We start from the raw sequence: 13,921 nt of genomic DNA, 5'->3' as shown, positions 1-13,921 counted from the left end.
CTTACTCGGCTTGTTCAGCAGCAGAAGGCTGGATGCGAACAGACATACCATTACGCACACGCTGCAAGCCCTGAGTGATGACCGCGTCGCCTTTCTCTAGTCCAGAGTGAACGATTACACCACCTTCAACCTGTCGACCCATTTCGATATTTCTACGCTCAGCCACAGGGGTTGCTTCGCCTTCGACCAACACCATTACAAAGTCACCTTCTAAGTCGGTTTGAACCGCACGGCGCGGAATAGTCACAACATCAATAGATTGTTTATCACGAAGATCAACACGAACGTGCTGTCCTGGAAGCAATTGTTGTGCTGGGTTATCAGCAATGGCACGCATTGCGATCGTACCGGTATTCAGGTTAATTCGGTTACCTAAGAAGTCGAGCTGGCCTAGGTGTTCAAATACTTCACCACTTTCCAACACAATCTCAACTTCAACACGCGCAGAGTCGCTGCTGCCATCACCTTCAATACGATCCATGCCTAGCTCAATACGCTCACGTTCACTAATACTAAATGAAGCATGGATTGGGTCTAAACTAACCAAGGTAGTCAGTACACCCGAAGACGGTGAAACCAGATCACCTTTACTCACTTTAGTGTCACTGATTCTTCCAGAAAAAGGCGCAACGATTTTGGTATGCGAAAGCTGAACGTTGGCTGCATTTAACTGAGCGTGGCTCGCTTCAAGTTGCGCTTGAGAACCTAATAAAGAAGCGGTCAATGCATCAAATTCAGATTGAGAAATGCTGCCTTTCGGAAGTAGGTTTTTACCTCGGTTGAAATCAAGCTCGGCTTTTTTAAGGTTGGCATTCGCTTGAGCAACAGACGCTTTTGCACTTGCTACTTCAGCTTCAAATGAAGAAGGTTCGATTGAGTAAAGCAATTGACCTTTTTCGACCATTTGGCCTTCTTTGAAATGACGGCTTTGTAAATAACCAGAAACCTGCGCTGTGATCGCCGTGTCTTCAACGGCTTCAATACGACCGATATACGACTTACTTTGCTGGTGAGAAATAACACTAACATCCTGTACAGCTACGAGAGGTAAAGGCGCCTGGTTGGTATTTTGGGCGTCTTGCCCGCACCCAGCAAGAAAAAGAGAGCTTGCAAGAGCCGTAAGGATTAACTTTTTACGCATGGTTATACCGTCACTTATGAGAAATTGAACAGCATAAAAGTTACGTAACACAAATGCCTAAAATGTCCGAGGAATATCAATTATTACTTGAAATGTGTTTCAACGTGTAACACGAAACCTGATGCTTATAAAACACTTACAAACAAGTAACAATTTTACCCCAAATCACCCTTCCCACTTTTATCAACTAGGTATATTGACTAACATCATGTATCTTCGTACATAAGCATTCATATTTAATTACTTAAGGTAATTCACATGATTTCAAAATGGGCTAAACGTTTCTATCAAATGGCCGAGTTGGTTGGTTCTTGGAGTAAGGACCCATCAACACAAGTTGGTGCGGTAATTACTAAACATAACCGCATTGTCTCGGTGGGCTTTAATGGCTATCCTCATGGCGTATCTGACAGTGCTGATACTGATGATCGTGAAATGAAGTACCTCAAAACTCTGCATGCCGAAGAGAACGCAATTCTATTCGCCAAGCGTGATTTAGATAGCTGCGAAATTTGGGTGACTCACTTCCCTTGTCCTAACTGTGCTGCAAAGATCATCCAAACGGGTATCTCTGCCGTTCATTGCCCAGAACAAAGTGAGGACTTCCTTTCTCGTTGGGGAGACAAGATCAAAGTAAGCCAAGATATGTTTGAGCAAGCTGGTGTAACCGTCGATTGGTTACCACTCGCTGATTTAGACTAACTTCAGTAGGTGATCTGAAGTCGCGATCTCTACAAGCAAACTGCCCTGATAAGTACGTTGCCGCTAGCGTAGAGCTAGATTCCAAGTACAAAAAAGCCGAGAGTCGATATGATCGCTCTCGGCTTTTTATTTATTTCAGTAAAACTAACCTAACTAGGACATGCTTATACGCGCAACCTAGTTCAAACAGGAAAACTAGATTAAGCGCTAGCTGGAAATTCCAACGCGTACGCTTCCATAAAATCTTTGCGAATATCTTGCTCTAAGTGAACGGCTTTTTCCGTTGGGCAGAAAATCATAAAATGCACTTCTTGCTCGCCCGTTGAGCTGCTTGTGATATGAATATGAGGTTCAGAGCCTGGAAGGTCAACGCCAGCGTGCTTCTCGATCACACCATTATAACGACGGGCAACATCGATAAACTCTTCACAATGCTCTTCAATTTTCACGATAAGATCCGGCACCATTGGGTATAGATTTACAAAGTCTTTTACCGTCACAAAAAAGTTGTGATAGACATAGCGCTTCATGAAGTTGAGGTTCTTTACCGGATAAGTGAAGAACATGCTATTAGGTAGCGTGGCTGTCTTGCCAGTGAAGTGGTATTGCCCGTGATACAAATCGATTTCTTGAATCACAGTCGCCATCAAATTGTGCTCAATCACCTCACCACTGATTTTACCTACCTCAATCCAATCACCAATTCGGAACGAACGTGAACTCGCTCGCTGAATAGAGCCAGTGAAACACAAAATGATCTCTTTCGAAGCCACGACTATCGCAACGGCAATGGCAGTTACAGACAGTGCAAACTCGCTTATTTCAGGTTTCCACAAAACAAACATAGTGAACACAATCACAGCAAAAGTGCCGTTCTTTGTTCGTGACATCCAATTACGCTGGTCTTCACTAAGGAAAGCGACATCACCGCGAATTCGAGACAAGGTGATTCGACGGATGATTAAAATAATGCAAATGATCAGTGCACTAAAAATAAATTTATGAGCGAGTAGGAAATCTATTACTTGCCACATCTTTTCCATTACTTATTCCTTTAGCATTAAAACATTGAGCTCTATAACAATGAGCTTTACAGCGACTAACTCAACCATATTTAGGTCGATACAACACATTATAAAAAAGCGCTCAGAAATGGAGCGCTTTTTCGTGCCTAAATTAGCTTAGGTAAGGCTATCATTTTATCTTGGCAGAAGTAATAAATTGGCCAAAAGTTTCACACCAAATCACAACCGTATTAAATCGATTAAGATCAGTGCTTTCCGGAAGGTTAACCATAAATCGGTCGAATGTTTTCACATCTCCCACTCTCAGTAACTCGCTTTTACTTTCATTAAAGGCTTGCTCGGTTTCAATAAACTTAGGAGAAAGGTAAACCTTATAATCCGGCCCCGGTGCCAGTTCACCTTCAAAAGCGATCGCACTTTCAGACACAGAAACGATGCCTTCTCCCCAATGTAAGAAGTCACTGTCTTGACGGTCTTTGCTGAACTCACCTGTGTAGATAGCCTGTTGGCTGATCGCTTCAACCGAACTTGAAGACGGAGAATCAGGCTCAATCAAGATAGGTAGCGCATAAACACCAAGCCCAAAACCAACAGCACCCACGGCTAAGTGGGTACAAAGTAAAACTAACTTTTTCATCGCGTACTCCCTTATGCTTAAAGAGAGTATTATTGAATACCCTCAAAAATACAAAGAGATATCGCGTTTCAAACGGCTATTTTTGGTAATGTGTTGCCGTGCGTTGAGACAATTCGACAATCACTTTTACCGCTTGCTCCATACCTTGAATGGTAATAAATTCATGAATACCATGAAAGTTATAGCCACCAGTAAAGATGTTCGGACATGGTAGACCCATGAAAGATAAGCGAGCACCGTCTGTACCACCTCGGATAGGTTTGATCATTGGCTCAACATCGCATTCAATCATCGCTTGCTTTGCTAGCTCGATAATATGTTGATGTGGTTCAACCATCTCTTTCATATTGAAGTAGCTATCAGTTAGCACCAACTCAACACGGCCTTTCTCAAGACGCTCGTTCAGTTCATCCACTTTCTGTTGCATGAATGTCTTACGCGCTTCTACACCCTCACGTTCAAAATCACGGATGATATAACCCAGCTCAGAGCGAGCCACACCCATTTCAGCCGATTTCAAATGGTAGAAGCCTTCATAACCTTCAGTGCACTCTGGTGTATCTTGCGCTGGCATCATCAATTGGAATTGCGCAGCGATGTTCATTGAGTTCACCATTTTACCTTTTGCGGTACCCGGGTGAACGTTCACGCCATGACATATAACGTCAGCGCTCGTGGCATTGAAGTTCTCAAATTCCAATTCCCCTACTGGCCCACCATCGATGGTGTACGCCCACTCGGCGCCAAACTTTTCAACATCAAACAGGTTTGCACCACGGCCAATTTCTTCGTCTGGCGTGAAACCAATACAAATATCGCCATGTTTGATGTCTGGATTCGCTTTAAGATGGGCAATCGCACTGATGATTTCAGCGATACCCGCCTTGTTATCAGCGCCAAGTAGAGTTGTACCGTCTGTAGTGATAAGGTCATGACCGTGTAGGCCATCAAGGTCCGGGTATTGGCTTGGGTTCAAACTCTCACCACTTGTACCCAATTCAATCGTGCCACCTTGGTAATCTTTGATCACTTGTGGTTTCACATTTGCTCCTGAAGCATCAGGAGCGGTATCCATATGCGCTACAAAACCAATAGCAGGAACCGCGTAATCAACATTAGACGGCAGCTTCGCCATCAAATACCCATTTTTGTCTAAAGAGACGTCCGCTAATCCCAATGCGACCAATTCTGATTTTAAGACTTCAGCAAACGTATTTTGCCCCGGAGAACTTGGGCACTGCTGATTAGAGGGATCGGATTTAGTATCAAAAGTAACGTAATTCAGGAAACGTTCTACAAGCTTTTCCATAATTTATCTCACCATGGATTAAGTAATTGATTTACTGACCTAATTGTTATCTAAAAAAACGATGTAGTATTCGATAAATACAAACACAAAGTCAGTAGCGAGGTTTTTCATCTTACGCCCCTGACCATCTGTGTAATTGCTCTAAATCATTATTGAGCGAAATTAAATAAGCCGCCTACACTGTAAAAAGAGGGTTTCGTCAGTTACACCTTGCACAGGGATGATAAACGATGACTTTGTACGCATTCTACGCCCTTCGCTCTCAGCCTAAAAAAAGTACAAAGTGGATGATGATCACAATTTATCCTTGATGCAGAATTTGTCATACGTTACACGGAGACACAGTTATGACGATTAATAAGTATTTCATTTTCTCTCCTCAAGCCTCTGAGGAAACGCTTCAACCAGTATTAACAGAGAAAGAAGTTCAAAGGCAGGAAGCTCTAAGACAGGCGCAGGCCCAAGGCGGGCTTGATACAAACGCTGCCTCTTAACTTAAGTTATACGACGTACCAATTTATAGTACCCCCAACAAATGAGCTCTACTTCTCTATGTCGTAGAGCTTTTTTTATGCTTGCCGATTTATTATCCATAAACCTTGGTACTGACCGAGTAAAGCAAACTCGCAACGCAAAAAAACGCCTGACTAAACCCACCAAAGCCATACCTTGTCGTGTCATTTTGTGCTAATAATTCATATTCGTTTTCATTCCTCACTCGCCCCTTTCAAAAACTATAACGCGAGTACCAGAGAACTTAACCACAGGAATCCCGAATTCAATGGAATACTCAAAACTAGGAAGTAGTCAAATTCCCGTTTCCCGAATCTGTCTAGGTAGCATGACTTGGGGGCTGCAAAATACTCAACAACAAGCTGACCAACAAATCGAATACGCACTAAGCCAAGGTATTAACTTTATTGATACCGCAGAGATGTACGCGGTGCCACCTTCACTTGACACTTACGGTAAAACAGAAGCGATTATCGGTAATTGGTTATCGCGTAATCCGCAGCGTCGCCAAGAATTAATCATCGCGAGTAAAATTGCCGGACCTGGACTTCCTTGGGTTCGAGATGGTGGTCCAATAACCGGTGAAGCCGTGATCGCAGCCGTTAACGCGTCATTAAAACGCCTACAAACAGACTATATCGACCTTTACCAACTTCATTGGCCAAATCGGACAACGCCTCACTTTGGTAAACATTTCCCAAATCATATTCGATTCAGCGATATCGACAGAAAACAACATGAAGCAGAGATGCTAGAGATCCTACAAGCCCTGGCGAGCTGCATTAAAGCGGGCAAGATTCGTCATGTCGGCTTATCAGATGACACAACTTGGGGCATTAACACTTACCTCAAGCTAAGCGAAAAGCATGATTTGCCGCGTATGGTCTCTATACAAAATGAATTTAGCCTGCTGCACGCAAAAGATTGGCCATATCTAATTGAGAACTGTGTGCATGAAGATGTCGCTTATCTACCATGGTCACCTTTAGCTGCAGGCATGTTGAGTGGAAAGTACATCGATGGCGCAAGACCGGAAGGTAGCCGTTGGACTTACATGCAACGTAAAGGCATCTTCCGTGATACTGAAACTGCCAATGAAGCGGTTAAAGGCTATGTTGAAGTGGCGAACGCACACGGGTTTACACCGAGCCAACTTGCATTAGCATGGTGTAATCAAGTTGATGGTGTCACCTCCACAATTATTGGTGCAACCACCATGGAACAACTGAAAGAAAACGTAGCAGCTTTCAGCAAGCCTCTATCAGAAGAGATACTCACTGATATCAACACAGTGTTTAAGAGCTACCCTGTTCCATATTAAGCTATAAGTTCACCTAGCCTTCTCAGTTCAGCTTAATCTTAAGCAAGTAAATCAGATAAGAGCGCGCTATTTAGTGCGCTTTTCTTTTTTAAGTTGGTTGCTTTTGCTTTTTAGTGGATCGCATGAGTTATCACGCTTTTGGTTCTCCAACCTTTGCTCTATAATGCGCGGGCTTATATCTAGGATAAAAACATGATTTCAAAAAACCAATTAAAACTCCTTCGTGCTTTGGGCCAAAAGAAACAACGTAAAGCCCACGGCCAGTTTCTAGTTCAAGGTGAAAAGAACGTTCTTGAGCTGTTCAATAGTGACTTAGTTGTTAAGAACGTCTTTGCTACGGCTGATTTCTTATCTGAAAATCACGCATCACTATTTGAGTTTGATTGTGTTGAAGCTTCACTGGATGACCTAACCAAAGCAAGTACTTTGGTGAGTAACAACGCAGCGATTGCAGTTGTTGAGATCCCAACATTTGAACTACCAAAAGCAACTGGATTGATGATTGCGCTGGATGGTGTATCTGACCCAGGCAACCTAGGTACGATTATTCGCGTCGCAGACTGGTATGGCATTAAGCATATCGTTGCGAGCAGCGATTGTGCAGACCCATACAACCCGAAAACGATCAGCGCGACCATGGGCAGCTTTGGCCGAGTACATGTAAGCCAAACAGACTTACCTGAATACTTAGAGCAAGCGAACCTACCGGTTTACGGGGCGTTCTTAGAAGGCGAAAGTGTTCATAAGACGGAATTTACTGCCAACGGTATTTTACTGATGGGCAGTGAGTCTCACGGAATTCGTGAACAAGCCGCTAAATACGTAACTGATAAGATTACGATTCCAGCATTCGGTGGCGCAGAGTCTCTGAATGTAGCAATGGCGACCGGTATTATTCTCGACAACATGCGTCGTCAGCATAGCTAGATCTCATAAGCTAACGAGCCAGTCGACAATGTTCAGATATTAAAAAGGCGTATTGATTAAATCAGTACGCCTTTTTATTTGAGTTCTTTTCAACAATTACTTTTCTAGCATTGCCAACTTATCAGCGACACCATTCCACTTTTCAGCGTCATCCATCGGTGCTTTTACTTCCGTTTGTACTGGCCAGATCTCGGCAAGCTCGGCATTCACTTCAATAAAGATCTTTTGATCTTCTGGCAGTTCATCTTCTTGGAAGATCGCTTGAGCGTCGCATTCAGGTACACATAAACCACAATCAATGCATTCGATTGGGTTGATTACCATGAAATTCGGGCCTTCATGGAACGCATCTGCGGGGCATACCGCCACACAGTCTGTGTATTTACATTGAATACAATTATCGCCTACGACAAACGCCATGATGCTCTGCTCTATAAGTTAGTCAAAATTGAAGAATGGGGGATAATACTCATCCCAAGGCAAAATTCAACATCATACGACTCTAATATCGTGTCTATTTGCTCCATGCTTCCAAATTAGTATGACAGATAAATCAATTTCTCGTAAAATGCGCGCCATTGTGAGCTTATCGCTTCTTTCAACATCAGCGTTTTCATCAAACTCTGTATTAAGAAACGATCTAGCTAAGACACCTATAAAAACGAGACATCAAAATGATACGTTTAACCGAAATTAAACTCCCGCTAGACCATGAAGAGTCAGCCATTCAAGACGCTATTGAAGCAAAGCTTGGCATTAACGCTGGTCAGGTACTATCTTTTAATATCTTTAAACGTGGCTACGATGCTCGTAAGAAATCAAAGATCTTACTTATCTACACGCTTGATGTTCTCGTTGAAAACGAAGCTGAGCTGCTAGAACAATTCATCAGCGACCCGCACGTAAAAGTGACTCCTGATATGGAGTACAAGTTTGTCGCTAAGGCCGTTGAGAACCAAACTGAGCGCCCTGTGGTTATCGGTTTTGGCCCATGCGGTCTGTTCGCTGGCCTAGTGCTTGCTCAAATGGGTTTCAACCCAATTATTGTTGAGCGCGGTAAAGAAGTTCGTGAACGTACTAAAGATACCTTTGGTTTCTGGCGTAAGCGTACGCTAAACACAGAATCAAACGTACAGTTTGGTGAAGGCGGCGCAGGTACTTTCTCTGACGGTAAACTTTATAGCCAAGTAAAAGATCCAAAGCACTACGGCCGTAAAGTAATTGAAGAATTCGTTGCTGCAGGCGCACCAGAAGAAATTCTATACGTGAGTAAGCCGCACATCGGTACCTTTAAACTGGTTACGATGATCGAAAAGATGCGTGCTTCTATCATTGAACTCGGCGGCGAAATCCGTTTCAGTACTCGTGTAGACGACGTTCATATGGAAGATGGCCAAATCACTGGCCTAACGCTTTCTAACGGTGAAGAAATTAAGTCACGCCACGTAGTACTGGCTGTTGGCCACAGTGCTCGTGACACGTTTGAAATGCTACATGAGCGCGGCGTTTACATGGAAGCGAAGCCTTTCTCTGTTGGTTTCCGTATCGAACACAAACAATCGATGATTGATGAAGCGCGTTTCGGTAAGAACGCAGGCAACCCAATCCTAGGTGCTGCGGACTACAAACTGGTTCACCACTGTAAGAATGGCCGCACTGTATACAGCTTCTGTATGTGCCCAGGCGGTACTGTAGTAGCTGCGACGTCTGAAGAAGGCCGCGTAGTAACTAACGGCATGAGCCAATACTCTCGTGCAGAACGTAACGCAAACAGTGCAATCGTTGTAGGTATCGACCCAGAGCGTGATTACCCAGGTGACGCACTGGCTGGTATCCGTTTACAACGTGAACTAGAAAGTGGCGCTTATGTACTTGGTGGTGAAAACTACGATGCACCAGCTCAGAAAATCGGTGACTTCTTGAAAGGTCGCGATCCAAGTGCAATCGGTGAAGTACAACCGTCGTTCACACCGGGTATCCACCTGACTGATATTTCAAAAGCACTGCCTGATTTCGCTATCGAAGCGATTCGTGAAGCAATCCCAGCGTTCGAGAAGAAGATCAAAGGTTTCTCTACACCAGACGGCCTACTAACTGGTGTTGAGACTCGTACGTCTTCTCCTGTATGCATCAAACGTGGTAAAGACTTCCAAAGCATCAACCTTAAGGGCTTCTTCCCTGCTGGCGAAGGTGCAGGCTACGCAGGCGGTATCCTTTCCGCTGGTATTGATGGTATTAAGGCTGCAGAAGCGCTAGCACTATCAATGGCAGAGCAAAACCAAGCCGAGAAGATTGAGATCGCTTAAACGCTTTCGATAAACCCAAGCTAAATAGCGAACACCCAAAACTGAAAATCCAGTGTCTTGTCGACACTGGATTTTTTTATGTGCATGTGACTAGCGGTGAGCAAGCAACATGGTAGAATGCAGCCATTAATCTTATCCTCATATAAGATTGTTGAACCTTTCCATCGCTATTTAGCCAAATCATACCGAGAAACTTATGCCATTTTCCAAGCTTGGATTAAGCTCACCTATTGTTAAAGCCGTTGCAAAACAAGGCTATGAAAAGCCAACCTCTATTCAAGAAAAAGCAATTCCGATTGTGCTTTCTGGTAAGAACCTAATTGCTGCTGCACAAACAGGTACAGGTAAAACTGCGAGCTTTGTTCTCCCTATCTTAGAAATGCTAAGTAAAGGTGAAACACAACGTAAAAAACGTATTCGTGCTGTTATTTTGACACCAACTCGCGAGCTTGCGATTCAGGTTGAACAGAACATTACTAAGTACGCGAAGTTCCTAAACCTAACATCACTAGCGATGTACGGGGGCGTATCTTACCAGCACCAGAAAGACCGCTTGATTGAAGGCGTCGATATTCTTGTGGCAACACCAGGTCGTTTAATCGACATGTACGGACAACGCGCGGTTCATTTTGATGAAGTTGAAGTACTGGTTCTTGATGAAGCCGACCGCATGCTAGACATGGGTTTCATCGAAGACATCAACAAGATCATCGCACGTTTGCCACAAAACATTCAAAACCTGTTGTTCTCAGCAACGCTATCAACGCCAGTGCGTGCGCTAGCGAAAAGCGCAATCAGTGAAGCGGAAGAGATTTCTATCGCTAAGACTGACGCATCTAAAGCGAACATTGAACAATGGCTAGTTACAGTCGATAAAGACCGTAAATCTGCACTGTTAAGCCACATGATCACTGACGGCGAGTGGGACCAAGCGCTTATCTTTATCGAGACTAAGCACGGCGCTGCTAAGTTGGTTGCTCAACTTGAAAAGCGTGGTATCCAAGCAGAAGCGTTCCACAGTGGACGTAGCCAAGCGATTCGTGAAAAGATTCTGGCTGACTTCAAGAAAGGTCGTCTAAAATATCTAGTTGCAACAGGGGTTGCTGCTCGTGGTATAGATATCGATAATCTAAGCCGCGTAGTCAACTACGACATCCCATTCCCAGCTGACGACTATGTTCACCGTATTGGTCGTACAGGCCGTGCTGATGCATCTGGTGAAGCGATCTCTTTCCTATCGAAAGATAACTTCAAGAACCTGTGTATTATTGAAAAACGTCTTGGTCACTTGATTGAACGTCGCGTTGTTGAAGGTTTCGAGCCACGCAAAGAAGTACCAATTTCAGTATTGAACTTCGTTCCTAAGAAGAAAAGAGAACAGCAACAAGACTAAGTAATTTCAGTTACAGAAAATACAAAAGTCACGTTAGCCAAAATGAAAATCAAACGAAGCCCTATGTGGCTTCGTTTTGTTCTTTGAAATACAAATAAAACTGAGGCAATAAGATGATCACTCCTATCGCAACGAGGTTAACCCGTGGGCAAGACCTAAAGCTTGAACTCCAAAAGCTTGTGACAGCGCACAATATCTCAGCGGGCTCTGTCGCGTCGTGTGTCGGGTGTGTTTCTCAACTCAATATTCGTTTGGCTAATGCGAACAACACCAAGCTAATCAAAGCTCCGTTCGAAATTGTGTCGCTTATGGCAACGCTAACCCCAAACCACCAGCATGTTCATATATCCGTTGCTGATGAAAATGGAAATGTGATTGGTGGGCACTTGCTTGAAGGGACGATTATCGCGACCACTGCTGAATTGATTGTTCACCGCTACGATACCTTGACCTTCAACAGAGAGCATGACGATTCGACAGGTTACACTGAGCTCACTATCAGCAACAACACGCAATAGATTGACCCGTAGCAGCACTAGCGCCCCATATAAAGCGATACAACCAAATAGTATTAGGAAACATGATGGCTCCAAACTCCGCAGATTCCGTTATCGTTCTCGATTTCGAAACCACAGGCTTATCACCCAATATGGGTGACCGAGCAATTGAAATCGGTGCGGTTAAATTAGTTAACGGCGAAGTCGTCGACACCTTCCAGCAACTCATGAATCCAGGGTTTCGTGTTAGCGGGTTCATTGAAAGCTATACCGGAATCAATAACCGTATGTTAAGCACGGCGGCCAGTTGCAGTGAAGTGATGGATGAATTTGCAGACTTTATCCAAGGCAGCCAACTTGTTGCTCACAATGCGTCGTTTGATAAGCGCTTTCTCGATGCGGAATTAGACTTTATTGGCCGAGACTACACAGGCAAGTTCGCTTGCTCAATGTTGATTGCTCGCCGCCTAATCCAAGACGCACCGACTCATAAGCTAGGCGACCTTGTGCGTTTTAAGAATATCGACAACGACGGTACTTTCCACAGAGCGTTAGCCGATTCAGAAATGACAGCACGGTTATGGTTATTGATGATTGATGAACTGCAAAGTGATCACGGTATTCAACAGCCGAGCTTTCAACTGATGCAGAAAATATCTAAGACCGCTAAAGGCTCGATTCCAAAGCTGCTAATGAGCCATCGCAATTAAAGCTATCAGCTACAAACCATAGATCGAAATAAAGGCTGATTCGTTTCGCGAAATCAGCCTTATTATATACAAGTGTTACTTAGAGCCGCCCTACTCTTGCAGTGCGACCAACGTTGACTTGAGGCTTTCTAATTCATTCATAAAATATACCCATTGCTTATTACTACTTGTGGCTGCGATATCGACCAAGAATTTGGCGGATGTCTCCGTATTCTTAGTAAGCGTGGATTCAAGGCCATCAGGATAATAAGCTTCATGGTTAAGCAACAGCTTCATAATAATAGGCTGAGCAATATGCAAATCAGTCTTCTTTTCAGTAAGCGTCGATAGAGCCTGATATGTATTATTTTGATATTTTCGCCAGCTGTCATTGGTATTTATCCACTCTTGCGACCAAGCAAAAATAATCTGTTTTTGTTCTTTCGATACCGAACCTAACCATCGTTCTAGCCTTTCTTTTACTCGTTCTCGGTATCGCTCTCTCGAATCTTCATCATTTAAGGACAATCTTTCTTGGTAGGAATCTTGTTGTTTCTCTCGAAAATTTTTAAGGAACTGATTATCTTGTTTCGCACTTAGCTGCATACTCAACGCATAAATATCAGGTGAGAATTTATTAACAATTGAGCGAATATGATTTTTTATTTGATCACTTTGGTTAACGATAAAAGCAGAGGTGAGCTCGGAGCGATCTACATTTTCAATCACTTCTAATTGTGAGACGTACAGCGGTAGTTGAGTTTCTTTGTGCCATTGCTGTAACAAATCCAATCGCTCTTCAAGTTCTGATTCTTGACTGTTAGTTAGAGAAACAAAGTCTTCGATATAACTCACAACAAACCAACTTATGTTGTTATAGGCGAATTTCGTCCCACACCCAGCAAATAGAAAACAGATCAATACGACTAGCCAACGGCACTTTCTCATCACACCCTCTCACAACATTTTACCAAGCAATGAAATACAAAACGATCTTCTAAGGTTAGCTCAAGATCTTAAAACATTACTTAATACCTTAAAATGCTAAAGCTACCTCTTATAAAACTAGCCCGAATAAGCCGTGACAGTAAAAACTTTGAGGTAAATTGAGACTTAGCCTTGATAATCTCACCATTTCGACAAATGATTAAACTAAAAATAATTAATAGCAGTGATAAAACTTATTTTTTATTGTTCATTTGAGGTAATGCGAACCCTATAAAAGAAATGGTGACGTATTTTAAAATGATTAATATTTGGGAGGTAAGCTATGGCCGCTACTCCTCATTATACAAGCGAGTTACAGTACGAGCTTTGTTATTTTGACGATGGAAAGCTAACTACCATTACGATATATGCTAGCAACCGACAGGAAGCGATGGCTTGGTATCTTGGCGAAGGAAAACATATCAACGATGTTTATTCGATCAGACCTGACCAATGAACGTTTGAATAAAAAAT

The 13,921-nt window shown here is 43.2% G+C and carries 15 protein-coding genes; 9 read left to right on the top strand and 6 right to left on the bottom strand.

All coding sequences use genetic code 11. The annotated features are described in order from the left end of the window. Position 1: 1 nt before the first annotated feature. Complete coding sequence (locus tag ACFI6G_RS19170) at positions 2-1,141, bottom strand: efflux RND transporter periplasmic adaptor subunit (protein WP_010431037.1); 1,140 nt, start codon at positions 1,139-1,141, stop codon at positions 2-4. Positions 1,142-1,399: 258 nt separating this feature from the next. Here ACFI6G_RS19170 and ACFI6G_RS19165 point away from each other — a divergent pair, with 258 nt between their 5' ends. After that, positions 1,400-1,843 carry a dCMP deaminase family protein gene (locus tag ACFI6G_RS19165; RefSeq protein WP_010431039.1) on the top strand — a complete coding sequence of 148 codons (444 nt, stop codon included), beginning with the start codon at positions 1,400-1,402 and terminating at the stop codon, positions 1,841-1,843. 200 nt (positions 1,844-2,043) lie between these two features. On the opposite strand, the gene ACFI6G_RS19160 is transcribed toward ACFI6G_RS19165, so the two are convergent. From ACFI6G_RS19160 to pepT, 3 genes are all read right to left on the bottom strand, one after another. Next, positions 2,044-2,886: a mechanosensitive ion channel family protein gene (locus ACFI6G_RS19160; protein ID WP_010431042.1), complete on the bottom strand. Its 843-nt coding sequence runs from the start codon at positions 2,884-2,886 to the stop codon at positions 2,044-2,046. Positions 2,887-3,037: 151 nt separating this feature from the next. After that, the gene (locus tag ACFI6G_RS19155) at positions 3,038-3,505 is read right to left on the bottom strand and encodes a DM13 domain-containing protein (protein WP_010431045.1); all 468 of its coding nucleotides are present in this window, start codon (positions 3,503-3,505) and stop codon (positions 3,038-3,040) included. 76 nt (positions 3,506-3,581) lie between these two features. Next, positions 3,582-4,814 (bottom strand): peptidase T, encoded by a 1,233-nt coding sequence (gene pepT / locus ACFI6G_RS19150; protein WP_010431048.1) that lies wholly within the window; start codon positions 4,812-4,814, stop codon positions 3,582-3,584. A 347-nt stretch (positions 4,815-5,161) separates the two neighbouring features. On the opposite strand from pepT, the gene ACFI6G_RS19145 reads away from it, so the two are divergent. The 3 genes from ACFI6G_RS19145 to ACFI6G_RS19135 all read left to right on the top strand — a co-directional run bounded on the left by ACFI6G_RS19145 (position 5,162) and on the right by ACFI6G_RS19135 (position 7,575). Then, a complete protein-coding gene (locus ACFI6G_RS19145; protein ID WP_010431051.1) occupies positions 5,162-5,308 on the top strand; it encodes a hypothetical protein in 147 nt (48 codons plus the stop codon). 287 nt (positions 5,309-5,595) lie between these two features. After that, complete coding sequence (locus ACFI6G_RS19140; protein WP_010431054.1) at positions 5,596-6,648, top strand: aldo/keto reductase; 1,053 nt, start codon at positions 5,596-5,598, stop codon at positions 6,646-6,648. A 192-nt stretch (positions 6,649-6,840) separates the two neighbouring features. Then, entirely contained in the window at positions 6,841-7,575 is a 735-nt protein-coding gene (locus tag ACFI6G_RS19135) for an RNA methyltransferase (protein WP_010431055.1), read from the top strand. A gap of 96 nt (positions 7,576-7,671) precedes the next feature. Here ACFI6G_RS19135 and fdxA read toward each other — a convergent pair whose 3' ends face one another. Beyond that, positions 7,672-7,995 carry a ferredoxin FdxA gene (fdxA, locus tag ACFI6G_RS19130; RefSeq protein ID WP_010431058.1) on the bottom strand — a complete coding sequence of 108 codons (324 nt, stop codon included), beginning with the start codon at positions 7,993-7,995 and terminating at the stop codon, positions 7,672-7,674. Between the two features lie 254 nt (positions 7,996-8,249). Here fdxA and ACFI6G_RS19125 point away from each other — a divergent pair, with 254 nt between their 5' ends. From ACFI6G_RS19125 to ACFI6G_RS19110, 4 genes are all read left to right on the top strand, one after another. Continuing rightward, positions 8,250-9,881 (top strand): NAD(P)/FAD-dependent oxidoreductase, encoded by a 1,632-nt coding sequence (locus ACFI6G_RS19125; RefSeq protein WP_010431061.1) that lies wholly within the window; start codon positions 8,250-8,252, stop codon positions 9,879-9,881. 196 nt (positions 9,882-10,077) lie between these two features. Continuing rightward, a complete protein-coding gene (locus ACFI6G_RS19120; protein ID WP_010431064.1) occupies positions 10,078-11,274 on the top strand; it encodes a DEAD/DEAH box helicase in 1,197 nt (398 codons plus the stop codon). 113 nt (positions 11,275-11,387) lie between these two features. Next, on the top strand, positions 11,388-11,792 hold the full coding sequence (locus tag ACFI6G_RS19115; RefSeq protein ID WP_010431067.1) for a PPC domain-containing DNA-binding protein: 405 nt from the start codon (positions 11,388-11,390) through the stop codon (positions 11,790-11,792). Positions 11,793-11,857: 65 nt separating this feature from the next. After that, positions 11,858-12,481, top strand: a complete 624-nt coding sequence (locus ACFI6G_RS19110) for a 3'-5' exonuclease (protein WP_332408842.1) — start codon at positions 11,858-11,860, stop codon at positions 12,479-12,481. A 90-nt stretch (positions 12,482-12,571) separates the two neighbouring features. On the opposite strand, the gene ACFI6G_RS19105 is transcribed toward ACFI6G_RS19110, so the two are convergent. After that, positions 12,572-13,408 carry a DUF6279 family lipoprotein gene (locus tag ACFI6G_RS19105; protein WP_102282441.1) on the bottom strand — a complete coding sequence of 279 codons (837 nt, stop codon included), beginning with the start codon at positions 13,406-13,408 and terminating at the stop codon, positions 12,572-12,574. Between the two features lie 322 nt (positions 13,409-13,730). On the opposite strand from ACFI6G_RS19105, the gene ACFI6G_RS19100 reads away from it, so the two are divergent. Then, positions 13,731-13,904 carry a hypothetical protein gene (locus tag ACFI6G_RS19100; RefSeq protein ID WP_010431076.1) on the top strand — a complete coding sequence of 58 codons (174 nt, stop codon included), beginning with the start codon at positions 13,731-13,733 and terminating at the stop codon, positions 13,902-13,904. The last annotated feature ends 17 nt before the right edge of the window (positions 13,905-13,921 follow it).

The sequence above is a fragment of the Vibrio sp. PSi01 genome, from assembly GCF_054960695.1.
Note: the sequence above shows the minus strand (reverse complement) of the source record. Positions and strands in the feature narration are given on the sequence as shown.

Coding starts and splice junctions, on each gene's coding strand:
- ACFI6G_RS19170 (WP_010431037.1), bottom strand. CDS start 1,141: ATGCGTAAAAAGTTAATCCTTACGGCTCTTGCAAGCTCTCTTTTTCTT.
- ACFI6G_RS19165 (WP_010431039.1), top strand. CDS start 1,400: ATGATTTCAAAATGGGCTAAACGTTTCTATCAAATGGCCGAGTTGGTT.
- ACFI6G_RS19160 (WP_010431042.1), bottom strand. CDS start 2,886: ATGGAAAAGATGTGGCAAGTAATAGATTTCCTACTCGCTCATAAATTT.
- ACFI6G_RS19155 (WP_010431045.1), bottom strand. CDS start 3,505: ATGAAAAAGTTAGTTTTACTTTGTACCCACTTAGCCGTGGGTGCTGTT.
- pepT (WP_010431048.1), bottom strand. CDS start 4,814: ATGGAAAAGCTTGTAGAACGTTTCCTGAATTACGTTACTTTTGATACT.
- ACFI6G_RS19145 (WP_010431051.1), top strand. CDS start 5,162: ATGACGATTAATAAGTATTTCATTTTCTCTCCTCAAGCCTCTGAGGAA.
- ACFI6G_RS19140 (WP_010431054.1), top strand. CDS start 5,596: ATGGAATACTCAAAACTAGGAAGTAGTCAAATTCCCGTTTCCCGAATC.
- ACFI6G_RS19135 (WP_010431055.1), top strand. CDS start 6,841: ATGATTTCAAAAAACCAATTAAAACTCCTTCGTGCTTTGGGCCAAAAG.
- fdxA (WP_010431058.1), bottom strand. CDS start 7,995: ATGGCGTTTGTCGTAGGCGATAATTGTATTCAATGTAAATACACAGAC.
- ACFI6G_RS19125 (WP_010431061.1), top strand. CDS start 8,250: ATGATACGTTTAACCGAAATTAAACTCCCGCTAGACCATGAAGAGTCA.
- ACFI6G_RS19120 (WP_010431064.1), top strand. CDS start 10,078: ATGCCATTTTCCAAGCTTGGATTAAGCTCACCTATTGTTAAAGCCGTT.
- ACFI6G_RS19115 (WP_010431067.1), top strand. CDS start 11,388: ATGATCACTCCTATCGCAACGAGGTTAACCCGTGGGCAAGACCTAAAG.
- ACFI6G_RS19110 (WP_332408842.1), top strand. CDS start 11,858: ATGGCTCCAAACTCCGCAGATTCCGTTATCGTTCTCGATTTCGAAACC.
- ACFI6G_RS19105 (WP_102282441.1), bottom strand. CDS start 13,408: ATGAGAAAGTGCCGTTGGCTAGTCGTATTGATCTGTTTTCTATTTGCT.
- ACFI6G_RS19100 (WP_010431076.1), top strand. CDS start 13,731: ATGGCCGCTACTCCTCATTATACAAGCGAGTTACAGTACGAGCTTTGT.